The organism is Hydrogenophaga sp. UC242_50, assembly GCF_042697355.1.
Taxonomy (GTDB): Bacteria; Pseudomonadota; Gammaproteobacteria; order Burkholderiales; family Burkholderiaceae_C; genus Hydrogenophaga.
Genome location: NZ_CP170553.1, coordinates 2,042,728 through 2,067,252, shown reverse-complemented (window position 1 = coordinate 2,067,252; position 24,525 = coordinate 2,042,728). Strand labels below are relative to the sequence as shown.

At 70.5% G+C, this 24,525-nt stretch carries 12 protein-coding genes and 5 pseudogenes; 7 read left to right on the top strand and 10 right to left on the bottom strand.

Translation table 11 applies throughout. The features are described from left to right. Positions 1-13 precede the first annotated feature (13 nt). From ACFJGX_RS10570 to ACFJGX_RS10545, 6 genes and pseudogenes are all read right to left on the bottom strand, one after another. Positions 14-1,582 (bottom strand): annotated as a pseudogene (locus ACFJGX_RS10570) (tripartite tricarboxylate transporter permease). Between the two features lie 21 nt (positions 1,583-1,603). After that, positions 1,604-2,110, bottom strand: a complete 507-nt coding sequence (locus tag ACFJGX_RS10565) for a hypothetical protein (protein ID WP_382321476.1) — start codon at positions 2,108-2,110, stop codon at positions 1,604-1,606. A 25-nt stretch (positions 2,111-2,135) separates the two neighbouring features. Next, a pseudogene (locus ACFJGX_RS10560) lies at positions 2,136-3,954 on the bottom strand (GspE/PulE family protein). Positions 3,955-3,961: 7 nt separating this feature from the next. Beyond that, on the bottom strand, positions 3,962-4,744 hold the full coding sequence (locus ACFJGX_RS10555; protein WP_382321478.1) for a spermidine synthase: 783 nt from the start codon (positions 4,742-4,744) through the stop codon (positions 3,962-3,964). 393 nt (positions 4,745-5,137) lie between these two features. Further along, the gene (locus ACFJGX_RS10550) at positions 5,138-5,635 is read right to left on the bottom strand and encodes a DNA-deoxyinosine glycosylase (protein WP_382321480.1); all 498 of its coding nucleotides are present in this window, start codon (positions 5,633-5,635) and stop codon (positions 5,138-5,140) included. After that, entirely contained in the window at positions 5,632-6,465 is an 834-nt protein-coding gene (locus ACFJGX_RS10545; protein WP_382321482.1) for a TatD family hydrolase, read from the bottom strand. The genes ACFJGX_RS10550 and ACFJGX_RS10545 overlap by 4 nt, the downstream gene beginning before the upstream one ends. 80 nt (positions 6,466-6,545) lie before the next feature. On the opposite strand from ACFJGX_RS10545, the gene ACFJGX_RS10540 reads away from it, so the two are divergent. Beyond that, on the top strand, positions 6,546-6,971 hold the full coding sequence (locus ACFJGX_RS10540) for an META domain-containing protein (RefSeq protein ID WP_382321485.1): 426 nt from the start codon (positions 6,546-6,548) through the stop codon (positions 6,969-6,971). On the opposite strand, the gene lolD is transcribed toward ACFJGX_RS10540, so the two are convergent. Both lolD and ACFJGX_RS10530 read right to left on the bottom strand, forming a co-directional pair. Continuing rightward, positions 6,968-7,642, bottom strand: a complete 675-nt coding sequence (gene lolD / locus ACFJGX_RS10535) for a lipoprotein-releasing ABC transporter ATP-binding protein LolD (protein WP_382321488.1) — start codon at positions 7,640-7,642, stop codon at positions 6,968-6,970. The two genes, ACFJGX_RS10540 and lolD, sit on opposite strands and share 4 nt — an antisense overlap. Beyond that, positions 7,635-8,891: a lipoprotein-releasing ABC transporter permease subunit gene (locus ACFJGX_RS10530; RefSeq protein WP_382321490.1), complete on the bottom strand. Its 1,257-nt coding sequence runs from the start codon at positions 8,889-8,891 to the stop codon at positions 7,635-7,637. Before ACFJGX_RS10530 ends, lolD begins: the two co-directional genes overlap by 8 nt. Positions 8,892-8,943: 52 nt before the next feature. Here ACFJGX_RS10530 and ACFJGX_RS10525 point away from each other — a divergent pair, with 52 nt between their 5' ends. Together ACFJGX_RS10525 and recJ are read left to right on the top strand one after the other, a co-directional pair. Continuing rightward, the gene (locus ACFJGX_RS10525) at positions 8,944-9,939 is read left to right on the top strand and encodes a phosphoglycerate mutase (RefSeq protein WP_382321492.1); all 996 of its coding nucleotides are present in this window, start codon (positions 8,944-8,946) and stop codon (positions 9,937-9,939) included. Beyond that, positions 9,936-11,673: pseudogene (recJ, locus tag ACFJGX_RS10520) on the top strand (single-stranded-DNA-specific exonuclease RecJ). Before ACFJGX_RS10525 ends, recJ begins: the two are co-directional and overlap by 4 nt. Before the next feature lie 305 nt (positions 11,674-11,978). On the opposite strand, the gene ACFJGX_RS10515 reads toward recJ, so the two are convergent. Together ACFJGX_RS10515 and ACFJGX_RS10510 are read right to left on the bottom strand one after the other, a co-directional pair. Beyond that, positions 11,979-12,719, bottom strand: a complete 741-nt coding sequence (locus ACFJGX_RS10515; protein ID WP_291121688.1) for a LytTR family DNA-binding domain-containing protein — start codon at positions 12,717-12,719, stop codon at positions 11,979-11,981. 48 nt (positions 12,720-12,767) lie between these two features. After that, positions 12,768-13,829: a sensor histidine kinase gene (locus ACFJGX_RS10510; protein ID WP_382155057.1), complete on the bottom strand. Its 1,062-nt coding sequence runs from the start codon at positions 13,827-13,829 to the stop codon at positions 12,768-12,770. Between the two features lie 147 nt (positions 13,830-13,976). Here ACFJGX_RS10510 and argH point away from each other — a divergent pair, with 147 nt between their 5' ends. From argH to ACFJGX_RS10490, 4 genes and pseudogenes are all read left to right on the top strand, one after another. Further along, a complete protein-coding gene (argH, locus tag ACFJGX_RS10505; RefSeq protein ID WP_382321496.1) occupies positions 13,977-15,428 on the top strand; it encodes an argininosuccinate lyase in 1,452 nt (483 codons plus the stop codon). A gap of 67 nt (positions 15,429-15,495) precedes the next feature. Next, positions 15,496-21,446: pseudogene (locus tag ACFJGX_RS10500) on the top strand (alpha-2-macroglobulin). Between the two features lie 2 nt (positions 21,447-21,448). Beyond that, positions 21,449-23,600, top strand: a pseudogene (gene pbpC / locus ACFJGX_RS10495) (penicillin-binding protein 1C). Beyond that, complete coding sequence (locus tag ACFJGX_RS10490; RefSeq protein WP_382321498.1) at positions 23,584-24,474, top strand: LysR substrate-binding domain-containing protein; 891 nt, start codon at positions 23,584-23,586, stop codon at positions 24,472-24,474. The pseudogene pbpC and the gene ACFJGX_RS10490 overlap by 17 nt, the downstream one beginning before the upstream one ends. Positions 24,475-24,525: the final 51 nt, after the last annotated feature.

Below are 24,525 nucleotides of genomic sequence, written 5' to 3'. Positions count from 1 at the left end.
ATGGCAGGCTGCGTCAGTCCGGCGCGCGCCGGCGCGGCTGCAGCACCACGACCAGCAGCAGCAGGATCGCCGACCATCAGCAGCAGGGCGGAGACCGGCCGCTCCAGGAACACGAACCAGTCGCCGCGCGAGAGCCGCAGCGTGCGGCGCAGTTGCTCTTCCAGGCCCGGGGCGAGCACGAAGCCCAGCAACAGCGCCACGCCCTCGCAGCCCAGGCGCTGCAGCACGAAGCCCAGCAGGCCCAGCCCGATGACCAGCCACACGCCCCAGCCGTGCGGGCCGAGCGCCAGCGCGCCCAGGCCGGCGGCCACCAGCAGACCGGCCAGCAGCGCGCGGCGCGGGCACGCGCAACACGCCCAGCAGCACAGGCGCCCACCAGCGCGCCAGCGGCAGGTTGAGCAGCAGCAACAGCAGGTTGCCCACCCACATGGACACCAGCAGGCCCCAGAACAGCGAAGGCTGCACGCCCATGACCGAGGGACCGGGCTCGATGGCGTGCAGGCCGAGCGCCCCCAGCAGCAGCGCCATCACGGTGTTGGGCGGCAGACCCAGGGCCAGCATGGGCAGGTAGGCGGTCTGCGCGCCCGCGTTGTTGGCGGCCTCGGGCGCGGCCACGCCGCGCAGGTTGCCCTGGCCCAGCGGCGGCGTGCGGTGGCGCGAGACCACGACCTCCAGCCGGTACGCCGCCAGCGAGGACAGCAACGCGCCGCCGCCCGGCACCACGCCGAGCACCGCACCCAGGCCGGTGCCGCGCAGCAGGGCCGGCAGCGCGTCCTTGAGTTCCTCGCGCGTGGGCCGCGTCGCCATGCCCGAGACCACCGGTGTGCCCGGGGGCGTTTCGCGCACAGGCGCCGCAGGCGCCAGGGCGGAGAGGCCCGCCAGTTCGGCCGCCACCGGCGCGACCACGAAAAAGCCCAGCGCCAGCGCGATGAAGCCCACGCCTTCGGTCAGACCGTGGTGGCGCCCCATCCAGGGCTCCAGGCCTTCGGGCACGAAGCGCGCGGTGCCGGTGTGCACGTCCCAGCCCATCAGGCCGAGCAACAGGCCCAGCACCGTCATGCGCCAGCGCCTTGAGGAACGAGCCCGAGGCCAGCACCGTCGCGCCCACCAGCCCGACGACCAGCAGCAGGAAACGCTCGGCCGCGCCGAACTGCAGGCCCAGTGACACCACCGCCGGCGCGAGCAGGACCACCAGCGCGATGGCCAGGCAACCGGCGGCGAACGAACTGATCGTCGCCATGGACAGCGCCACGCCCGCCCGGCCCTGCAAGGCCATCGGATGCCCGTCGTGGCTGGTCATCACCGACGAGGCCTCGCCAGGCTGGTCGAGCACGATGGCCGGCAGCGAGCCCCCGTACTGCGCGCCGTAGTAGACGCCTGCCAGCACCAGCAGCGCGGGCAACGAGGGCAGGCCCAGCGTGGCCGGCAGCAGCAGCGCGATGGCGGCCACCGGCCCCAGGCCCGGCAGCACGCCGAACACGCTGCCCACCAGCACACCGAGCGCGATCAGGCCCAGCGCCTGCCAGCCCCACACCGCGGCCAGGCCCTGCGCCAGCGAGTCCCACCAGGAAAAGTCCACCATGCCCGTGCGTCCCCGCGGTATTCAGCGCAAGGCGCGCGTGGGCCACAGCGGCAGATCCAGCCCCAGGGGGCCGATCCACAGCGCACACACCACCGCCGCCAGCGCGATGGCCCACAGCCACACGCGCCCGCTGGCGCCACCGGGCTCACCCGGCACCACCGCCAGCACCAGACCCGACACCCCCGCCGCCAGGCCCAGCGTGGGCCAGCCAGTGAACCAGGCCCCGATCCAGGGCCACTGCGCCGGCCCGCTGCACAAGGCCAGCCACAAGAGACCACCGAGCAGGCGCAGCAAGGGGCCCCAGCCCCAGTGCCGCACGCGCCCGCCGCCCAGGGCCTCGAAGGTCAGCGCCTTGAACAGGATGAGCAGGCCCAGCAGCCCCAGCACGAGGCCCAGCAGCAGGGGCACATACCCCGGGCCCATCTGCGCCGCCGAGCCCAGCGCATGGCGCGAGGCGGCCCAGCCGAAACCCACGCCCAGGGCCAGGAACAGCAGCCCGGCCAGAAAGTCCTGCAGGTTCTTGATCATGCGTCGTGGTGACCGCGCGGACGGCTCACTGCACGGGCGGCGTGCAGGCCAGCACCTCGTCCATGGTGGTCAGGCCCTCGGCCACGCGCGCCGCGCCCGCCAGGCGCAGCGGCCGCATGCCATCCTGCACGGCCTGCCGGCGCAGCGCGTCGAGCACGGGCTCGCGGCTGACCTTGTCCTTGAAGGCCTCGGTGACCACCAGCAGTTCGTACAGGCCCATGCGGCCTCGGAAGCCGGTCATGCGGCAGTCCACGCAGCCCACCGGCTGGTAGGGCCGGTAGCTGCCGCTGACCTGCCAGGGCTTGACCAGCTCGGTCAGCGTCGCCCGCGAGGCCGCGGTCTCGTCCTGGTCCTGTGGCTTGCGGCAGGCCGGGCACATCGTGCGCACCAGGCGCTGGGCGAGCACGCCCAGCACGGTGGCGTTGATCAGGTAGGCGGAATGCCCAGCTCCATCAGCCGCATGATGGCCGAGGGCGCGTCGTTGGTGTGCAGCGTGGTGAACACCAGGTGGCCGGTGAGCGCGGCCTGCACCGCCATCTCGGCGGTCGGCCAGGTCGCGCACCTCGCCGACCATGATGATGTCCGGGTCCTGCCGCATCAGCGAGCGCAGGCCCTGCGCGAAGTCGAGGTCCAGGTGAGGTTGCACCTGGGTCTGGTTGAAAGCCGGCTCGATCATCTCGATCGGGTCTTCCACCGTGCTCACATTGACCTCTTCCGTGCGCCAGGCGCTTGAGCGTGGCGTACAGCGTGGTGGTCTTGCCCGAGCCGGTGGGGCCGGTCACCAGCACGATGCCGTGCGGTTGCCGGGTCAGGCTTTCCCAGCGCTGGGCGTCGTGCGCGGCGAAGCCCAGGGCGCTGAGGTCCTTCACGGTCGACTCGGGGTCGAAGATGCGCATGACCAGCTTTTCGCCGAACGCGGTGGGCAGGGTGGACAGGCGCATTTCCACCTCGTCGCCGCGCGCGCCGCCCACGCCCGGGCGCAGGGTCTTGATGCGGCCGTCCTGTGGGCGGCGCCGCTCGACCACGTCCATGCGGCCCAGCAGCTTGATGCGCGCGGTCATCGCGTTCATCACGCCGATGGGCATCTGGTAGACGGGGTGCAGCACGCCGTCGATGCGGAAGCGGATCACACCCTGCTCGCGCCGGGGTTCGAGGTGGATGTCGCTGGCGCGCTGGTCGAAGGCGTATTGCCAGAGCCAGTCCACCACCTGCACCACGCCCTGGTCGTTGGCGTCGAGCTGCTTGTTCGCCTTGCCCAGCTCCACCAGCTGTTCGAAGCTGCCGAAGCCGCCCGGCGCGCCGCTCTTGTTGGCCGCGCGCACCGACTTGGCCAGCGCGAAGAACTCCCCGGTGAAGCTCTTGATGGACTGCGGGCTGGAGAGCACCAGGCGCACGCTGCGCCGGGTCTGGCGCTCCACCTCGGGCACCCAGTCGCGGATGAAGGGCTCGGCCGTGGCCACCACCACCTCGTTCGGGCTCACCAGCACCGGCAGCACCTTGTGGCGTTCGGCGTAGGCGGCGCTCATCACGTCGGCCACCTTGCCCACATCCACCTTCAGCGGGTCGATGCGCATGTACTCCAGGCCGCTGCGTTGGGCCAGCCATTGCGTGAGCATCTCCACGTCGAGCACGTGCTGGTCGGCCTTGCGCGACATGCCCACCACCGCCAGGCGCTGCAGCGGGTGCTGCGAACTGTGCGCCGAGGCGCAGCGCGTGGTGGTGCGCTCGGCCTCCTCGGCGGAGATGATGCCGTCCTCGCGCAGCCAGCCCACGAGGCTGCGCCAGTCGAGCGGGCCATCGAATGTCTTCTGTTGCTGCTGCGGTGGCGTCGGCGAGGTCTTCATGCGTCGATCAGGATACCGGTTTGAACAGGCGCAGCCACTTCACAGCGGGTAAACCCCAGCGCGCCTGCACCGCTTCCGCGCGCGCCAGCAGGGCCATGCGGGTGGGCCGCTCGGCGGTGCGTTGGGCCAGCACCACGGTGTTGCCTTCGCGCGTGGGCTTGAAGGCCCAGACCGCGTCGGACACGAAGGCGGCGCAGATGCTTTGCAGCGAGCGCTCGTAGCTCGCGTCGCGGCCGAAGAGGTTGACGGTGAGGCAGCCGTCGTCGGTGAGCGCGGCGCGGCAATCGGCGTAGAAGTCGGGGCTGTCGAGCACGGGGGCGGCGGCTTCGTGGTCGTAGAGGTCCACCTGCAGCGCGTCGTAGGCGCCGACGTGGTCGGCGCGGCGGATCTCTTCACCGGCGTCGGCGAGCAGCACGCGCAGGCGCGGCCCGTCGGCGGGCAGTTTGAACCACTGCCGGCACACCGCGACCACCTGCGGGTTGATCTCGATCGCGGTGGTGTCCATGCGCAGTTTCTTGAAGCAGAACTTGGTGAGTGCGGCGGAGCCCAGGCCCAGCTGCAGTGCGCGGCGTTTGGGCACCGAGTCCGGATCGACGAAGAGCAGCCAGGCCATCATGCGCTGGACGTAGTCGAGTTCGATGTCGAACGGCGACTCCAGCAGCATCGAGCCCTGGATCCATTCGGTGCCCAGGTGCAGGAAGCGCACTTCGCTGTCTTCGGAGATGGTCACGTCCGGCAGGGTCTGGACCGCGCGCCGTGCGCGCGCGGCGGCATTGGCGCCGGCCTTCATGCCTTGCCCTCGCTGTCACGCGGGGAATGTTCGGAGGGGTGGGGGGAGTGCTGCATCTGGGTGTCTGGCCTTGGGAGGACGATTATGAACACAGTGTCGGGTTGGGTTTTTCTCCGGCGGCGCCCTGCGGTTCACCGGGGGTGGCCGACTCCGCTCATGTCCCCCGGGGCGGCTTCGCCGCCCCTCCTCCTTTACTTCGCTGCGTCGGCCACCCCCGGTGAACCGCAGGGTTGGTATGCGGGAGAGTCGAGTGCCTGCAAATGGGTAGCTCGGAGTGATAGGGCGTTCTGCGCAGCGGGGTAAAGGAGGAGGCGGCACCAGCCGCCGGGGGACACCCGCGGAGCAGAGCGCCCTATCGCTCCGAGCCCGCGAGGTCTCAACCCAACAAGGAACTCACCCCCCCACCCCATGCCGCCGCAACACCTCAGCCCAAGCCGCCAGCTTGCGATCAAAACTCCAACTCGCATTCGCCGGACTCGTGGAAGGCAACCGGTACACCGGCACCCCCAGCTTCTCCGTGTGCCGCGAATGCCGGAAACTCTCGCCCCCGTTGTGGGCGATCGCCTCCAGCATCGGGCACTCACGCAGCACCATCGAAAAATCGTTCAACTCCGCATTCAGGATGTTGGCGTCCAGACTCCCCTCACGCTCGCAGGCCCCGTACACATCCCACACCCCCAGCCCGTGCTCGCGCAACGCCGCCACCCGCCCCGCGTAATCCATCGCAGGCAAAGGCAAGGCCCACAAAGCCCCCAGGATCTTCCAGAAATGGTTCTGTGGATGGCCGTAATACTGCTGCGCCCGCAACGACGCCACCCCCGGAAAACTGCCCAGCACCAACACCCGCGTGTTCGCGCTCAACACCGGTGCCAGACCCTGCAACCGGCTCATGCCAAAGCCCCCAAGCGCGGCAACGCCACCAGGGCATTCACGGTGCTCGCCACCATCAGATCCTCCACCGGCATGCCCCGCAAACCCGCCACCACCGCCCCGATGCGCGGCAGCTCCGCCGGGCTGTTGAGGCCCTGCGCGCGCCCGGCCTCGCGCTCGGCCGCCGTCACGTACAGCCACTGCGGCGGAATGTCCGGCGCATCGGTCTCCATCACCAACGCCGACAAGGGCAATTCGGCCGCGAGCCGGCGCAGCTGCCGCGCGGGCTCGAAGGTGCTCGCGCCACCGAAGCCCAGCTTGAAACCCAGATCGATGAAGGCCTGCGCCTGCTGTTCGCTGCCGTTGAAGGCGTGCGCGATGCCGGCCACCGGCAGTTCACGCAAATGCTTGAGCAACAGGTCGGCACTGCGGCGCACGTGCACGATCACCGGCAGGCCGTGCTTTCGCGCCAGCCGAAGCTGCGCGCGGTAGAAGGCGGTCTGCCGCTCGCGCATCTCGGGCGTGCAGAGTTCGGGCACGAAAAAATCCAGGCCGATCTCACCCACCGCGACGAGGCGGGGATCGTCGCGGTGATCGGTGAGCGCCGCGTCCAGGGCCGTGAGGTCGTCTTCCGTCGCCTTGGGCACGCACAGCGGGTGGATGCCCAGCGCATAGGCGTCGCCCAGGCGGTGCGCGAGCAGGCGCACGGTGTCGAAATTGAAGCGCGCCACAGCGGGAATGACGCACCGGCCCACGCCGCGCGCGGCCGCGACTTCACGCAGGCTGATCGCGAGAGCGTGGTCGGCGCCGAACTCGGGCGCATCCAGATGGCAGTGTGTGTCGATCCACATGGCGGTATAACGGCCATTGTGCCGGCAAGCGCCAGCGCACCGGCCCGCTCACAAGAATGCCAGCAAGAAAGGAAATCACCATGTCACACACCACCCGCCTCGCCTCGCTCGCCGTGCCCGCCCTGCTGGCCCTCAGCGCCTGCGCCCTGCCCGGCGTCCCCGCGCCCGCCCCGCTGGTGGGCAGCGAATGGCTGTTGGAAGACCTGGGCGGGCGCGGCGTGCTGGACCGCGTGCAGGCCACGCTCGCCTTCCCCGAAGCCGGGCGCGTGGCCGGCAACAGCTCGTGCAACCGCTTCTTCGGCTCGTACACCCTGATGCAGGACCGCGTGGCCATCGGCCAGCTCGGCGGCACGCGCATGGCCTGCCCCGAAGCGGTGAACGACCAGGAAACGCGCTACCTGGACGCGCTGCAGAAGGCCCAGCGACTGGAGGTGCAGGGACGGACGATGCTGATGCACGTGCAGGGCCTCGACAAACCCCTGCGCTTTAGCAGAACCAAGCCCTAAGTCAGAACGCCTGCGGTCAACCGCAGCACGCGTGCACAACGCGCAGCCAGCGCCTCGTCGTGCGTGACGACGATAAAGGCCGTGCCCTGGTCGCGGGCCAGTTCCAGCATGAGCTGGAACACGCCCTCGGCGGTGCTGCGGTCCAGGTTGCCGGTGGGTTCGTCGGCCAGCACGCAGGCCGGTTGCGTCACCAGCGCGCGCGCGATTGCCACGCGCTGGCGCTCGCCACCCGACAGCTCGGCCGGCCGGTGGTGCAGGCGCTCGCCCAGGCCCACGCGCGCGAGCATCTGCTCGGCCTGCTGCGCCGCCTCGGCGCGCGGCAGGCGGCGGATCCACAGCGGCATCGCCACGTTGTCGCGCGCGCTGAATTCGGGCAGCAGGTGGTGGAACTGGTAGACGAAGCCCAGGTGCCGGTTGCGCAGCGTGCCTTGTTGCGTGGCGCTCAGGCCCGAGAGGGTCTGCCCCATCAGCTGCACGCTGCCGCTGGTGGGCGCGTCCAGCCCGCCGAGCAGGTGCAGCAAGGTGCTCTTGCCCGAGCCCGAGGCGCCGACGATGGCCACGGTTTCGCCCGCGCGCACCGCGAGGTCCACGCCCTTGAGCACGGTGACGTCGAGCCGGCCTTCGTGGAAGCGCTTGGTGAGGCCCTGGGCCTGGAGAACGGTGTCACTCATAGCGCAAGGCCTCGGCGGGGTTCACGCGGCTGGCGCGCCAGCTCGGGTAGATCGTGCGCAGGAAGGCCAGCACCAGCGAAATCAGCGCGACCGGCAGGATGTCGGTCTGCTGCGGATCGCTGGGCATGCGGCTGATGAGGTAGATGTCCTGCGGCAGGAAACTCGCGCCCAGCAGGCGTTCGAGCGCGGGCACCAGGGTGTCGATGTTGAAGGCCACGCCCAGGCCGAGCAGCAGGCCCGCGCCGGTGCCGATGATGCCCACCATGGCGCCCTGCACCATGAACACGCCCATGATGCTCTGCGGGCTCGCGCCCAGCGTGCGCAGGATGGCGATGTCGGCGCGCTTGTCGGTCACCGTCATCACCAGCGTGGACACGAGGTTGAACGCGGCCACGGCCACGATCAGCGTGAGGATGATGAACATCATGCGTTTCTCGAGCTGCACGGCCGCGAACCAGGTGCGGTTCTGGCGCGTCCAGTCGCGCACCAGCAGGCCGGGGTCGAGGTCGGAGGCGATGGACAGGGCCACCTCGCGCGCCTGGTGCAGGTTCTTGATCTTCACGCGCACGCCGGTCGGGCCCTCCACGCGGAAGATGCGCGCGGCGTCGTCCTGGTGCAGCAGGGCCAGGGCCGAGTCGTACTCGAAGTGGCCCGAATCGAAGGTGCCCACCACCGTCATCTGGCGGATGCGCGGCACCACGCCTGCCGGCGTCACCTGGCCGTTGGGCGCGATCAGCGTGACGCTGTCGCCCGCGATCACGCCCAGGCTGCGCGCCAGCTCACCGCCGAGGATGACGCCGAACTCGCCGGGCACCAGGCGCGGCAGCATGGTGTCGGCCAGTTCCGCCGCCAGGTCGGTCACCTTGGGTTCGAGCGCGGGGTCGATGCCGCGCACCAATGCGCCCTTCATGTCCTCGCCGCGCGCGATCAGCGCCTGCGCGCCCACGAACGGCGCGGCGCCCACCACCTCGGGATGGCGCTCGATGCGGGCCAGCGTGTCGGCCAGGTTGGGGATCGCCTGGCCGCTGGGCTCGAACACCTCGATGTGCGAGAGCACGCCCAGCATGCGGTCGCGCACCTCCTTCTGGAAGCCGTTCATCACCGAGAGCACGATGATGAGCGCGGCCACGCCCAGCGCGATGCCCAGCATGGACACGCCCGAGATGAAGGAGATGAAACCGTTGCGCCGGGTGGCGCGGCCGGCGCGGGTGTAGCGCCAGCCCAGGATGAGTTCGTAAGGGGTTTGCATGCAGTTGGTGGTGGGATGCAGCGGGCATTGTGGCATCCCCGACAATCACGGCATGCCCGCCCCCTACCCGGCCTCTGAGCCTCGCCTGCACCTGCTGGTTCCTTTCGCCAGCGCGAGCGACCCCGCCTGCCGCGCCGCGCTCCCGGGTTTGCCCTTGCCCCAGCTCACCGCGCTGCTGGCCGAACTGGTGCCTGTCTACGCCGACGCGGGCGACGACCACAGCCTGAGCCCGCCGCACGAACGCGCCTTGGCGCAGGCGCTGGGCCTGGTGCGCGCCGACGGCTGCCCCTTCGGCGACGGCCTGATTCCCTGGGCCGCGATGGAAGACGCGCAACCCGACACGCCCCAGGCCTGGTTCACGCCCTGCCACTTTCAGGTCGGCATGGAACAGGTGACGCTGTTGCCCGGTGATCAATTGGGCCTGAGCGACGACCACTCGCGCGCGCTGTTCGACGCCCTGGCGCCCTATTGCGCTGAAGACGGCATCACCCTCACCTACCAGTCGGCCACGCGCTGGCACGCGCGCGGGGAGCCGCTGCGCGGCATCGCCTGCGCCAGCCTGGACCGCGTGAGCGGCCGCTCGGTGGAGGCCTGGATGGCCGAAAGCACGGCCAACCCGGCCGGGGGCCTGCTGCTCAAGCGCCTGCAGAGCGAGGCGCAGATGCTGTTCTACACCCACGCCGTGCACGATGCGCGCGAGGCCGCGCGGCTGCACCCGGTCAACGGGTTCTGGGTCAGCGGGGCCGGCGCGCTGGACCGCCCCATCACGCCGCAGCCCCCACCGGCCCAGCCCGATGCGTTGCGCCGCGCCGCGCTGCAGGCCGACTGGGCCGCGTGGCGGCAGGCCTGGGCCGCGCTCGATGCCGGCCCCATCGCCGAATGGCGCGAACGCGCGCAACGCGGCGAAGCGGTCACCCTCACCCTGTGCGGCGAACGCGCCGCACAGCGCTTCACGAACGCCCCCCGAGGCGCCGGCGCACGCCTCGGCCGCCTCATCAAGAACCTGCTGGGCCCCACCCCGGCCTGGAAGACCCTGGACACCCTATGAAGATCATCACCCGCGACGTGCCTCCCCGTGCCGCCTGGGCGCTGGAGCAAAGCGGCCTGCATCCCCTGCTGGCGCGCCTGTTCGCCGCGCGCGGCATCACCAGCAAGGACGAGCTCGACGACGCGCTCGCGCGCCTGCTGCCGCCGTCCTCGATGCTCGGTGCCCAGGAGGCCGCGCGCGCCTTGGCCGACGCGATGGCCGCAGGCAAATCCATCTGCATCGTGGCCGACTACGACTGCGACGGTGCCACCGCCTGCGCGGTCGGCCTGCGCGGCCTGCGCCTGCTGGGCGCGCCCCTGGGTTTCGACCGCGTGAACTACCTGGTGCCCGACCGCGTGACGGACGGCTATGGCCTCACGCCCTCGATCGCGAAGCGCGTGAAGGCCCAGGGCGCCGACGTGCTGGTGACGGTGGACAACGGCATCGCCAGCGTGGACGGTGTGCGCGCCGCGCGCGAGCTGGGCCTGGACGTGATCGTGACCGACCACCACCTGCCCGCGCTGAAGGACGGCGAGATCGCCCTGCCGGTGGACTGCATCATCGTCAACCCCAACCAGCCGGGCTGCGCCTTCGAGAGCAAGTCGATCGCGGGGGTGGGCGTGATGTTCTACGTGCTGCTGGCGCTGCGGGCCGAGCTGCGCGAGCGCGGTGTGTTCACCGCGCAGAACCAGCCCAAGATCGACACCCTGCTGCCGCTGGTGGCGCTGGGGACCGTGGCCGACGTGGTCAAGCTCGACGCCAACAACCGCCGCCTGGTGGCGCAGGGCTTGAAGCGGGTGCGCGCGGGTGCGATGCCGCCGGGCATGACGGCGCTGTTCAACGCCGCCGCGCGCAAGCCGGCCGCCGCCACCGGTTTCGACTTCGGCTTCGCCCTGGGCCCACGCCTGAACGCGGCGGGCCGCCTGGCCGACATGACGCTGGGCATCGAGTGCCTGACCACCGAGGACGCGCTGCGCGCCGACGAGCTGGCGCGCACGCTGGACGGCATCAACCGCGAGCGCAAGGCGATCGAGGGCGACATGCGCGAGCAGGCCTTGCAGATGGCCGAGGAGATGTTCGACGAATCCGAGGAGCCGCCACCGGCGCTGGTGGTGTTCGATCCCGACTTCCACGAGGGCGTGGTGGGCATCGTGGCCTCGCGGCTGAAGGACAAGCTGCACCGCCCCACCTTCGTGTTCGCGGCCAGCGGTGCCGAGGGCAAGGAGCACGAGCTCAAGGGCTCGGGGCGCTCGATCGCGGGTTTTCATCTGCGCGATGCGCTCGACCTGGTCGCCAAGCGGCATCCGGGGGTGTTGTTGCGGTTTGGTGCGCGATGCGATGGCGGCGGGCTGCACGATCGATGAGGAGCAGCTGGAGACGTTCGAGGCGGCCTTGCAGCAGGTGGCGCACGAGTGGCTGGACGCCGCGACGTTGCAGCGCCGCATGGAGGCGGACGGCCCGCTGGACACGAAGTACCGTCGCGCGGATCTGGTGGACACGTTGCACCAGGAGGTGTGGGGTCAGGGGTTCGCGCCACCGGTGTTCTGCGAGGAGGTGGTGGTGGTGTCGCAGCGTCTCGTGGGCGAGAAGCACCTGGCGCTGAAGCTCAAGCACCAGGGTGAACCGGTGGACGGCATCTGGTTCGGCCACACGGAGCCGCTGCCACAGCGGGTGAAGATCGCTTTCCGGTTGGATGCGGATGAGTGGCAGGGGCAGCGGCGGGTCCGGTTTCTGGTGGAGGCGGCGGAGGTCTGAGGCTCCCTTGGTTCGTTGTACCTCGCGGGCCGCGAGGGTGTGGGCGCTCTGCTCCGCGGGTGTCCCCCGCCCCGGCTTCGCCGGGGCTCCTCCTTTACCCCGCTGCGCAGAGCGCCCACACCCTCGCGCCAGTGACGTCAAAGAGAGCAGACATCCACCGCTCCGCTCGCCGGGGAGGTCGCCGGTGGCTGGGGTGATCGCCGCAGCGAAGTAAAGGAGGAGAACCGGCGAAGCCGGTTCGGGGGACATTCGCGGAGGCGATCACCCCAGCCGCTGGCGACCGGAGCAACGCCAACGAAAGAAGCTCAGCTCATGAGCGCTTCACGAACCGCCGCCAGTTGACGGCGAGAAACGGCCAGGCGTTCCTCGACCCCATCGAGCCGCACCATCCAGCCCTCGCCCTCGACCGGATCGTTGTGCTTCTCAACCGCGCGAACCGCCCGGCGCGACACCAGCGCGTTGCGGTGCACCCGCACGAACAGGTGGGCATAGCGTTGTTCCAGATCGCTCAAAGCGCCGTCGAAGATGTGTTCCTTGTCCGCCGTGCGCACGGTGATGTATTTCAACTCGGCCTTGAGGTAGATCACATCGGCCAGCGCCACCCGCTCGCTGCGGCCCCGCTCCTGAATGATCAGGCTCTCGGGCAAACCCCCGTCCTGCACACCCTCGCCCGCGCTGCGCTGCTTCATCACCTTCTGCAACGCCTGCTGCAGACGCTCGCGCCGCACCGGCTTGGTCAGGTAATCCACCGCCTCCAGCTCGAACGCATGCACCGCATGCTCAGCATAAGCCGTCACGAACACAATCGCCGGCGGCGCCGCCATCTGGCGCAGCGTGCTCGCCAGCGCCATGCCGTCCACGCCCGGCATGTGGATGTCCAGCATCACCAGGTCACAACCCGTGCGCTGGATCTGCTCCATCGCCTGCACCGCGTTCGACGCCTCACCCACCACATCGGCCCGTGGCTCGGTGCATTCGCCCAACAGCGTGCGCAGCCGGGATCGCGCCAGCGCTTCATCGTCAACGATCAGTACCTTCAGTGCCATGTCACGCTCCGTTGCCAGATCCGGTTCGGGGGTTCATTCAAACCCCGCTTATACCGGTATTTCAAGTCTCACCTGAAACACGCCATTCACCAAGGCGCTCTGAAAGCGCCCTTGTACATCATGCAGCAGTGTCAGGCGCTGGCGCACATTGTCCAATGCCAGACCATTGCCTCGCCGCCCACTGCCTGCCGGCACGGTGTTGGTGACCTTGATCACCACCACACTGCCCCGGCGCTGGGTGCTGATGCGCACCACCGCCCCGCTGGCACTGGGCTCCACCCCGTGCTTGACCGCATTCTCCACCAGCGGCTGCAGGATGAGGGGAGGCAATTTGGCCTTGGACGCCGTGTCGTCCACGCTCCACTCCACCTTCAGCCGCTCGCCGAAGCGCACCTGCTCGATGGCCAGGTAGTGCTCGGCCAGCTCCAGCTCCTGCCACAGCGGCACGGCCTCCTTGGCGTCGGCCAGCGCGTGGCGGAACAGCTCGCTCAGGTCCTCAAGCAAGTTTTCGGCCTTCGCCGGCTCCTCGCGCACCAGCGCGATCGCGCTGTTGAGCGTGTTGAACAGGAAATGCGGCCGGATGCGCGCCTGCAGCTCGGCCAGGCGGGCCGTGGCGCCGGCCGGTCCGCGCGCCTTGGAACGCCACATCAGCGCGGCCACCAGCACCGCCGACACCAGCGCCCCCGAGGCGGCGCTGGCCAGCCAGGGCGAGGGCTCCACCAGGCCCATCCAGACCAGCAGGCCGCAACCGTAGAGCCCCGAAAGCGCACCAAACCCGACCGCCGCCGCCCATTGGCCCGGAATCGGCAGCAGGCCCAGCTGGCGTTTGAGGCCGCACACGGTCAGCAGCCAGGCCAGCACGGCGGGCAAGGCCGCGCCGGTGTAGATGGCCAGTTGCGTGACCCAGGCAATGAAGGTCTGGGCGCCGAACAGGGCCGCCACCGCCACGATGGCCTGCACGAACAGCACCGCGCGCAGCACCGTGCCGACCTGGCAGGTGTCGAACACCTGCACCCGCGCGCGCAGGTCCTCGGGCATGTCCGCGATCGGGCGCGCACCCGCGGCATGCGCCAGTTCCTGGAAGCTCGATAAAATTCTGGAATCTTTCATGGGAAGCACATCCGTCTTCGGGTCGGCCCCGTGAGGGCCTCTACAGGGGTCTGCCGCGCCGCCAACCGGCCCAGGGCCCACTGCCCCAAGCCCCATCCCTGGCGCACTCGCGCTCCTTCCTTTTTCCATCCAGCCGCTGGTAACACCATGTCCACCAACCAACTCGACAAAAAATCCGAAGCCTGGTCCGCCCTATTCTCGGAGCCCATGAGCGAGTTGGTCAAGCGCTACACCGCCAGCGTCTTCTTTGACAAACGCCTGTGGCAAGCCGACATCACCGGCAGCCTCGCCCACGCCGAGATGCTGGCGCACCAGGCCATCATCGGTGCCGCCGACCTCGAGGCCATCCAGCGCGGCATGGCCCAGATCACGGCCGAGATCGAGTCCGGCGAGTTCGAGTGGAAGCTCGACCTGGAGGACGTGCACCTCAACATCGAGGCCCGCCTGACCCAGCTCGTGGGCGACGCCGGCAAGCGCCTGCACACCGGCCGCAGCCGCAACGACCAGGTCGCCACCGACGTGCGCCTGTGGCTGCGCGGCGAGATCGACCTCATCGTCCCGCTGCTCGACGAGCTGCAGACCGCGCTGGTGGCGGTGGCCGAGAAGAACGTGGACGTGATCCTGCCCGGCTTCACCCACCTGCAGGTGGCGCAGCCGGTGAGCTTCGCGCACCACCTGCTGGCCTACGTGGAAATGTTCTCGCGCGATGCCGAGCGTTTCGCCGACGTGCGCCGCCGCACCAACCGCCTGCCGCTGGGCAGCGCCGCGCTGGCCGGCACCACCTACCCGCTGGACCGCGAGCGCGTGGCGCGCACCCTGGGCATGGTGGACGAGCGCGGCGAGCCGCAGGTGTGCCAGAACAGCCTGGACGGCGTGAGCGACCGCGACTTCGCGATCGAGTTCACCGCCGCGGCCAGCCTGTGCATGGTGCACATCAGCCGCTTCAGCGAGGAACTCATTCTCTGGATGAGCCAGAACTTCGGTTTCGTGAAGATCGCCGACCGCTTCACGACCGGCAGTTCCATCATGCCGCAGAAGAAAAACCCCGACGTGCCCGAGCTCGCGCGCGGCAAGACCGGCCGCGTGGTCGGCCACCTCATGGGACTGATCACGCTCATGAAGGGCCAGCCGCTGGCCTACAACAAGGACAACCAGGAAGACAAGGAGCCGCTGTTCGACACCGTGGACACGCTCAAGGACACGCTGCGCATCTTCGGCGAGATGGTGGGCGGCCAGCTGAACCCGGCCACGGGCACCAAGGAAGGCGGCATCACCGTCAACGCCGTGGCGATGGAAGAAGCCGCCAAGAAGGGCTACGCCACGGCGACCGACCTGGCCGACTACCTGGTGAAGAAGGGCCTGCCCTTCCGCGACGCGCACGAAACGGTGGCACACACCGTCAAGGCCGCCGTCTCGCACAACTGCGACCTGTCCGAGCTGCCGCTGACCGTGCTGCAAGGCTTCAACGCCTCGATCGAGAAAGACGTGTACGAGTGCCTGAGCCTGCGCGGCAGCCTGAACGCGCGCAACACCCTGGGCGGTACCGCGCCGGCCCAGGTGCTGGCGCAGATCGCGCGCCACCGCAAGCGCCTGGGCTGAAACCCCTCGGCCCGCCACGGCGGGCACACGGGCGGCGGCGGGCTTTCAGCTACCCTTGGCGTCTGCCATGGAGGAAGCCTTGAAAAACAACATCCCGCTCCGCTTTGCCGCCACCGCGTGGCTGGCCATCGCCCTGCCCGCGTCCGCGCTGCAGATCACCAGCGTTTCACCCCAGGGCGAAGTGGCCCGGGTGCGCCAAGTGGTCGTCAAGTTCAACGACAGCGCCGTCAACTTCGGCGACGCCAAAGCCCCCGCTCCCGTGTCGCTCAGTTGCAGCGACGCCCAGGCCACCCGGGGCAACGGCCGCTGGACCAGCGACCGCGAATGGGCCTTCGAGTTCGAGAACGACCTGCCGCCCGGCGTGAACTGCACAGTGCAGGTGAAAAGCGGCTTCAAGTCGCCCAAGGGCTTGGAACTGCCCGTGACCCGCACCGGCTTCAACACCGGCGGCCCGTTCGTGCAGCAGGTGCGCCCGGGCCCCTCGTCGCGCATCGACGAAGAACAGTATTTCGTGCTGCGGCTCAACGGCGCGGCGACGGCGGCCAGCCTGCAGTCCCAGGTGTGGTGCGCGGTCGAGGGCCTGGGCGAGCGGGTGCCGATCCGGCTCATCGAAGGCAAGGACCGCGGCGAGCTGCTGAAAGCCAACGGCTGGGACAAGCTGGCGGACAAGGAGCCGCAGCGTTATGTGACGCTCTCGTGCAACCGCCGCTTCACGCCCGACACCAAGGTCTCCCTCGTGTACGGCAAGGGCGTTGCGCAGCACCCTCGGGCATTGCGAACACCGTGGAGAAGCGCTTCGACTTCCAGGTGCGCGAGGCCCTGACGGTCGGCTTCAGCTGCGAGCGCGAGAACGCTCAGGCCGCCTGCCTGCCGATCCGGCCGATGACGCTCAACTTCAGCGCGCCCGTGCCGCGCAAGCAGGCCGAGGGCATCCGCCTGAAGTCGGCCCAGCAGACGCACAAGCCGGTGTTCGAAGAAGAGAACGCCGACGGCGACAGCGTGGTCACCGAGCTGACGTTCAAGCCGCCTTTCGCCGAGCAGACCGCGTTCACCATCGAACTGCCCAAGAACTTCAAGGACGACGCGGGCCGCACGCCGGCCAACGCCGACAGTTTTCCGCTGCCGGTGCGCACGGGCGCCATGCCCCCGCTGGCCAAGTTCGCCGCCTCGCCCTTCGGCATCGTCGAGCGTTTCGCCGAACCCGGCGGCACCCCGCTGCTGCCCGTGACCCTGCGCAACGTCGAGGCCGCGCTGCAGGTGCAAGGCCTCAGCCCCGGCCAGGTGAACGACCTGCAGCCCAAAACCGACGCGGAGATCATTGCCTGGTTCCGCAAGCTGCAGCGCTACGACCAGTTCAACGTCTCGCGCAAACAGGCGCAGGCCGACACGGTGGGCCCGCTGCCCAAGGTGCTGGAAGACCGGGACAAGCGCTGGGTCGAGTCGCGCGCCGTGTCGCTGCTCAAGGGCCAGGCCGGCGTGAAGGCGATGAGCCTGCCCCAACCCGCCGCCAGCGACCCGCGCCCCTTCGAGGTGGTCGGCATCCCACTCACGCCGGGCTTCCACGTCGTGGAGATCGCCTCGCCTGCCCTGGGTGGCGCCCTGCTGGACGCACGCTATGGCGGCTCGCGCACGATGTACGTGCGCACCTCCGCCTTGGTGACCAACCTGGGCGTGCACTTCAAGCTGGGCCGCGAAAACGCGCTGGCCTGGGTGACGACGCTGGACAAGGGCAAACCCGCCGCGGGCGCCCTGGTGCGCGTGTCCGACTGCGTCGGCAAGGAAGTGGCCACGGCCACCACCAACGCCCAGGGTGTGGCCGAGCTCAAGGGCGTGCCGCCGCAAGCACCGCGCTGCAACAGCGGGGACGGTGAAAGCACGCAGGCCTATTTCGTCAGCGCGCGGCTCAAGGATGGCGCCACGGAGGACATGGCCTTCACCTGGAGCGACTGGTACCGGGGCATCGAGCCCTGGCGCTTCAACGTGCCGACCAGCCGCGATCCGCGCCCGGACGCGCGCGCCCACACGGTGTTCGACCGCACGCTGCTGCGCGCCGGCGAGACGGTGTCGATGAAGCACCTGATCCGCACCGAAACCAGCCAGGGCTTCGGCCTGCCGGAAACCCTGCCCGACACCCTGGTGATCACGCACACCGGCAGCGGCCAGCAGTTCACGCAGCCCGTGGCCTGGCGCAAGACGGCCACGGGCGGCCAGAGCGCGGAAAACAGCTTTGCCGTGCCGGCCGGTGCCAAGCTGGGCAACTACGAGGTCGTGCTCAAAAGCGCCGACGAGCGCCAGCGCCAATACAGCAGCGGCGAGTTCCGCGTGGAGGAGTTCCGGCTGCCGGTGCTCGAAGGCCGCATCGCGCCGCAGGCGAACCAGGCGCTGGTCAACGTGAAGACCGTGCCGACCCAGCTGCAGGTCAGCTACGTCTCGGGCGGCGGCGCGGCCAACCTGCCGGTGCGCGTATCGGCCCTGGTGCGCGACAAGGCCCTGAGCTTCCGCGACTTCGACGGCTTCAGCTTCCAGCCGCCCCGCGCGGACGGCGCGCCGGGGCATGAAGACGGCGAGGAAGAAGCCGCCGCCTCGCAGGACCAGCGCGTCATCGCGGACAAACTGCCCGTCACGCTGGACCGCAACGGCGCGGGCGCGCTCACCATCGAGCAGGTGCCCACCGCCCCTCAGCCGCAGGAACTGCTGCTGGAGGCCACCTACGCTGACCCGAACGGCGAGGTGCAGACGCTGCGCAGCGTCTCCACCGTGTGGCCGGCGAACGTGGTGGCGGGCATCAAGACCGAAGGCTGGGTGTCGGCCAGCCAGAAAATCAAGTTCCAGGCGCTGGCGCTGGACCTGGCGGGCAAGCCCGCGGCCAAGGTCGCGCTGAGCGTGAAGGCCGTGGCCCACATCACCACCACCAGCCGCAAGCGCATGGTGGGCGGCTTCTACACCTACGACAACCAGACGCAGACCAAGGACCTCGGTACGGTCTGCAGCGGCCAGAGCGACGCGCGCGGCCTGCTGCTGTGCGAAACCAAGCTCGGCGAACCGGGCGAGGTGGAACTCATCGTGACCGCGCAGGACGCGGCGGGCCTGAGCATCCAGGCCGCCAGCTCGGTGTGGGTCACGCGCCAGGGCGAGCTCTGGTTCGGCGGCGAGAACCACGACCGCATCGACCTGCTGCCCGAGAAGAAGAGCTACCAGCCCGGCGAGACCGCGAAGTTCCAGGTGCGCATGCCGTTCCGCTTCGCCACCGCGCTGCTGACGGTGGAGCGCGAAGGCATCCTCGAATCGCAGGTGGTCCAGCTCAACGGGCAGGACCCGACGGTGCAACTGAAGATCCAGGAAGGCTGGGGCCCCAACGTGTACGTGAGCGTGCTGGCCCTGCGCGGTCGGCTGCGCGAGGTGCCGTGGTACTCGTTCTTCACCTGGGGCTACAAAGCCCCGCGCGAGTGGTGGACCTCGTTCTGGTACGAGGGCCGCGAGTACGTGGCGCCGACCGCGCTGGTGGACCTGAGCAAGCCGGCGTTCCGCCTGGGCCTGGCCGAGATCCGCGTCGGCACGCGGGCGCACCAGCTCGATGTGAGCGTCAAGGCCGACCAGGAGACCTACCCGGTGCGCGGTCAGGCGAAGGTGACCATCAGCGCGAAACTGCCCAACGGCCAGCCGGCGGCAAACGCGGAAGTGGCGCTCGCGGCGGTGGACCAGGCCCTGCTGGAACTCATGCCCAACCGCAGCTGGAACCTGCTCGACGCCATGCTGCAGCAACGCGCCTGGGGCGTGGAGACGTCCACCGCGCAGATGGAGATCATCGGCCGGCGGCACTACGGCCGCAAGGCGGTGCCGGCCGGTGGCGGCGGCGGCAAGAGCGGCGCGCGCGAACTGCTCGACACCCTGCTGCTCTGGAACCCCAGGGTGACGCTGGACGCGAAGGGCCAGGCCGTCGTCACGGTGCCGCTCAACGACGCGCTCACCACCTTCCAGATCGTCGCCGTGGCCGACCTGGGCACCGGCCTCTTCGGCACCGGTCAGACCAGCGTGCGCGCCACGCAGGACCTGCAGATCATCAGCGGCCTGCCGCCGCTGGTGCGCGAGGACGACCAGTTCCGCGCGCAGCTCACCCTGCGCAACACCACCCAGAAGGCGATGAAGGTGGCCGTGTCGCCGCGCGCCACGCTGCTCGAGCTCGCGCCGCAGACGGTGGACATCCCGGCCGGTGAGGCGCGCGAGGTCGCCTGGACGGTGACCGCGCCCGCACAGCTCACGCAGACGCGCGCCGAAGCCATCCTGTGGGAGATCGAGGCGAGGGACACGCTGGGTGGCGCGAAGGACGCGCTCAAGGCCCGGCAGCGCATCGTGCCCGCCGTGCCGCTGACGGTGCAGCAGGCCACGCTGGTGCAGGTCGATGGCGCGTTCAACCTCGACGTGGCGCCGCCAGCCGGCGCGCTGCCGGGCCGGGGCGGCCTGAAGCTCGCGCTGCAGCCCAAGCTGGCCGAGGGCCTGCCCGGCGTGCGCGACTGGTTCGCCAACTACCCCTTCGTCTGCCTGGAGCAGAAGACCAGCAAGGCCGTGGGCCTGCGAGACGCCAGGCTCTGGCAGGGCGTGGTGGCGCAGTTGCCCAACTACCTCGACGCCGACGGCCTGGCCAACTACTTCCCGCCGCGCGAAGGCGACGCCAACCGCGGCAGCGACATCCTCACAGCCTACCTGCTGGCGGCCACGCACGAGGCGGCCACCCTCGACCCGGCCTTCGGCCTGCCGGACGAGGTCCGCGCGCCGATGGAGCGCGGCCTGATCGCGTTTGTCGAAGGCCGCATCTCGCGCGAGTTCTGGAGCCCGCGCAAGGACCTGGACGTGCGCAAACTCGCCGCCATCGAGGCCCTCTCGCGCTACGGCAAGGCGCGCGGCCGCATGCTGGGCAGCGTCACCCTCGCGCCCAACCAGTGGCCCACCAGCGCGGTGATCGACTGGGTCAACATCCTCCAGCGCGTGAGCGACGTGCCGCAGCGCGAGCAGCGCCTGGCCGAGGCCATGCAGGTGCTGCGCGCGCGCCTGAGCTTCCAGGGCACGAAGCTGGTGTTCAGCACCGAGCAGGACGACTACTGGTGGTGGCTCATGGCGAACGGCGACGTGAACACCGCGCGCCTGATGCTCACCGTCATGAACGACCCGGCCTGGCAGGACGACATGGGCCGGCTGGCCAGCGGCTTCATCGGCCGCCAGCAAAGCGGCGCCTGGCACACGACGACCGCCAACCTCTGGGGCGGCCTGGCGCTGGAGAAGTTCTCGGCCAGGTTCGAAGCCACTCCCGTCGCGGGCACGACGCGCGCCACCCTGGGCACGGGTGCCGCCGCGATCGACTGGGCCAAGGTCGATCGGGTGAAGACCAGCGATGCGCTCGGTGCACCGAACCAGACGACCTGGTTCGGCGCCCCCGCCGGCCCGGGCAATCTGAAGAACAACACCGGTTTCCTGCCCTGGCTGGCCGACGGTGGCAAGGGCACCCTGAGCGTGGCCCACCAGGGCAGCGGCAAGCCCTGGCTCACGCTGCAGTCCCTCGCCGCCGTCCCGCTCAAGGCGCCGTTCAGCGCGGGCTACACGATCAAGAAGAGCATCACGCCGGTGGAACAGGCCGTGAGCGGCACGCACACGCGCGGCGACGTGTGGCGCGTGGCGCTGGAGGTCAACGCCTCCGCCGACATGACCTGGGTGGTGGTCACCGACCCGATCCCGGGCGGCGCGACCATCCTCGGCGGCGGGCTGGGCCGCGATTCGCAGATCGCGACTTCGGGCCAGAAGAGCCCGGCCGGCAACGCCTGGCCGGCCTTCGAGGAACGCAGCTTCGAGGCCTACCGCAGCTATTACGAGTACGTGCCCAAGGGCGTGTTCAAGATGGAATACACCGTGCGCCTGAACAACGTCGGCGAGTTCTCGCTGCCGCCCAGCCGCGTGGAGGCGATGTACGCGCCCGAGATGTTCGGCGAAACGCCGAACGCCCGCGTGAAGGTGGAGGCCGTGCGGTGAACCTGCGCCACGCGCTCGCGGCGACCGCGCTCGGCCTGGGCCTGGCGCTGCCGGCACAGGCCTTGCCAAGCTTCGCCGAGGTGCACGCCGGCTGGCGCTCGTCCGAGGCGCGGGTGCTCGATCGCCAGGGCGAGCTGCTGCAGCGCGTGCGCATCGACCACCAGGAGCGCCGGGGCGAGTGGATCGCGCTGGCCGACGTGTCGCCCGCGCTGCGCACGGCCCTGGTGCTCAGCGAGGACAAGCGCTTCCACGAACACAGCGGCGTGGACTGGCGCGCCGTCTCGGCCGCGGCCTGGGGCAACCTCTGGAACAGCCGCACGCGCGGCGCCTCGACCATCACCATGCAGCTGGCGGCCCTGCTCGACGAGCCCGATGGCGAGCTGCAGCGCGGCGCGGGCGGCCGCCGCCTGACGCAGAAGCTCGGCCAGGCGGTGGCCGCGCAGCAGCTGGAGCGGCGCTGGCGCAAGGACCAGATCCTGGAGGCCTACCTCAACCTCGTGCCGTTCCGGGGCGAACTGGTCGGCATCGATGCGCTCTCGCGCACGCTGTTCGGCAAGGCCGCCCACGGTCTGGACGAGCGCGAAGCCGCCGTGGCCGCCGCCCTGGTGCGCGCACCCAACGCGAAACCCGCGCAGGTCGCGCAGCGCGCCTGCGGCGTGCTCCAGCTCATGCAGGCCGGCACGCCGGTGGACTGCGGCGAAATGAAGATCCTGACCACCATTGCCCTGCAAGGCCGCGAATTCACCGCCAGCGAAGGCATCGCGCCCCACCACGCCCGGCGCGTGCTGGCGGCCGGGCCCGCGCAGACGGTGCGCTCCACCGTGTCCGCCCCGCTGCAGCGCTTCGCCGTGCAGACGCTGCAGCGCCACCTGCGCGAGCTCAAGGGCCGCCACGTGCAGGACGGCGCGCTGGTCGTGCTCGACAACGCCAGCGGCGAGGTGCTGGCCTGGGTCGGCTCCTCGGGCGAGCTGAGCGCCGCGTCGGAGGTGGACGGCGTGACGGCGCCGCGCCAGCCCGGCTCCACGCTCAAGCCCTTCCTCTACGCCCAGGCCATCGCCGAGCGGCGCATGACGGCCGCGTCCCTGCTGGAGGACTCGCCCGCCGCAATCCCCACCACCAGCGGCCTCTACATCCCGCAGAACTACGACCGCCGCTTCAAAGGCTGGGTGTCCGCGCGCACCGCGCTGGCATCGTCGCTCAACGTGCCGGCGGTGCGCGCGCTGGTCATGGTCTCGCCCGACGCGTTTCACCACCAGCTCGGCGCGCTCGGCCTGCCCCTGCGCGAGCCCGCCGGCTACTACGGCTACAGCCTGGCCCTGGGCAGCGCCGAGGTGCCGCTGCTCGCGCTGACGAACGCCTTCCGCACGCTGCGCCAACGGCGGGCGCCACGGCCCCGTGGGTTCGCCGCCGCAGGCCGCGCCGGCCATCGACCCGCGCGCCGCCTTCATCGTGGGCGACATCCTGAGCGACAGCAACGCGCGCGCGCGCACCTTCGGCACGGACAGCATCCTGGCCACGCGCTTCTGGGCCGCCGTGAAGACCGGCACCAGCAAGGACATGCGCGACAACTGGGCGGTGGGCTGGTCCGAGCGCTTCACCGTCGGCGTGTGGGTGGGCAACGCCAGCGGCGCGCCGATGTGGGATGTGAGTGGCACCAGCGGCGCGGCACCCGTCTGGGCCACCGTCATGCAGCACCTGCACGCCCACACGCCCAGCCGCGCGCCGCGGCCACCGGCCGGCCTGGTGCAGGCGCGCGCCTCGTTCGAAGGCACGGATGGCGCGCGGCCACTGGAAGCGGCGCGCAGCGAATGGTTCCTCGTCGGCACCGAGCAGGCCCGCTTCGCGATGGACACGCCGGCCCCGGCGAGGGCGCCGGGCAGCGCGCTGCGCATCCGCAGCCCGGCTCCGGGCACCATCGTCGCCCTGGACCCGGACATCCCGCCCAACCGCCAGCGCCTGAGCTTCGTGGCCAGTGGCGCGGGCGGCCGCTGGCGCCTGGACGGCAAGCCCCTGGGCCAGGGCACCCGGCTGCAGTGGCTGCCCTGGCCGGGCCGGCATGTGATGCAACTCACCGATGCGCGCGGCACGGTGCTGGACGAGGTGCGTTTCGAGGTGCGCGGCGCGGGAGTGAAAGAGCATGCAAGAAGCCATTGACCTGAGCACCCTGCGCGTCGTGGTGGCGGCGGCCGACCTCGGCTCCATCAGCGCCGCCAGCGAACGCCTGCAGCTGGCGGTGGCCGCCGCCAGCTCGCGCATCACGGCGCTCGAGGAGTCGCTGGGCTTCCGCGTGTTCGAGCGCTCATCGCGCGGCGTGCAGCTCACGCCGGCGGGCCAGATGCTGGTGCAGCGCAGCCGCGCGCTGCTGACCGACGCCGACCGGCTGGCCCAGCACCTGCGCGGCTACAGCGAGGGCCTGCAAGGCCATGTGCGCGTGCTGGCCAACACCTCGGCCCTGCTCGAGGTGCTGCCGCAGCGGCTGGCGCAGTTCATGAAGGCGCACCCGCTGATCCGCATCGACCTGGAGGAGCGCGGCAGCCCCGAGATCCCGCTCGCGCTGATCGAAGGCCGCGCCGACTTCGGCGTGGTGGACCTGCCCGTGCCGCCCGCCGGCCTGGCCTTCACGCCCTTCTTCAGCGACACCCTGGTGCTGCTCACGCCGCGCGCGCACCGCCTGGCGACGCGCCGCCGGCTGCGGCTGGCCGACGCGCTGGACGAGCCCTTCATCACGCTCACCGACGGCACCGCCCTGTCCAACCGCCTGCTCGCCTCGGCCGCCGACGCGGGCCAGCCGCTGCACGTGCGCATGCGCATGCGCGGCTTCGACGCCGTGTGCCGCATGGTGGCCGCCGGCCTGGGCGTGGGCGTGCTGCCGCTGGAGGCGATCGCGCCCCAGCTGGCGCACCTGCCGCTGGCGGCGGTGCCGTTGTCCGACCCCTGGGCGCGGCGCACCCACCACATCGCCACCCGCACCGACGCGCCGCCGGCACCGGCCGCGCTCACGCTGATCCGCGCGCTGACCTCCCGCTGATCGGGCTTTCGCGAAACGCGAAAGCAGCCTTTGCCGCACGCCATTGCGGCC

Coding starts and splice junctions, on each gene's coding strand:
- ACFJGX_RS10565 (WP_382321476.1), bottom strand. CDS start 2,110: ATGATCAAGAACCTGCAGGACTTTCTGGCCGGGCTGCTGTTCCTGGCC.
- ACFJGX_RS10555 (WP_382321478.1), bottom strand. CDS start 4,744: ATGAAGGCCGGCGCCAATGCCGCCGCGCGCGCACGGCGCGCGGTCCAG.
- ACFJGX_RS10550 (WP_382321480.1), bottom strand. CDS start 5,635: ATGAGCCGGTTGCAGGGTCTGGCACCGGTGTTGAGCGCGAACACGCGG.
- ACFJGX_RS10545 (WP_382321482.1), bottom strand. CDS start 6,465: ATGTGGATCGACACACACTGCCATCTGGATGCGCCCGAGTTCGGCGCC.
- ACFJGX_RS10540 (WP_382321485.1), top strand. CDS start 6,546: ATGTCACACACCACCCGCCTCGCCTCGCTCGCCGTGCCCGCCCTGCTG.
- lolD (WP_382321488.1), bottom strand. CDS start 7,642: ATGAGTGACACCGTTCTCCAGGCCCAGGGCCTCACCAAGCGCTTCCAC.
- ACFJGX_RS10530 (WP_382321490.1), bottom strand. CDS start 8,891: ATGCAAACCCCTTACGAACTCATCCTGGGCTGGCGCTACACCCGCGCC.
- ACFJGX_RS10525 (WP_382321492.1), top strand. CDS start 8,944: ATGCCCGCCCCCTACCCGGCCTCTGAGCCTCGCCTGCACCTGCTGGTT.
- ACFJGX_RS10515 (WP_291121688.1), bottom strand. CDS start 12,719: ATGGCACTGAAGGTACTGATCGTTGACGATGAAGCGCTGGCGCGATCC.
- ACFJGX_RS10510 (WP_382155057.1), bottom strand. CDS start 13,829: ATGAAAGATTCCAGAATTTTATCGAGCTTCCAGGAACTGGCGCATGCC.
- argH (WP_382321496.1), top strand. CDS start 13,977: ATGTCCACCAACCAACTCGACAAAAAATCCGAAGCCTGGTCCGCCCTA.
- ACFJGX_RS10490 (WP_382321498.1), top strand. CDS start 23,584: ATGCAAGAAGCCATTGACCTGAGCACCCTGCGCGTCGTGGTGGCGGCG.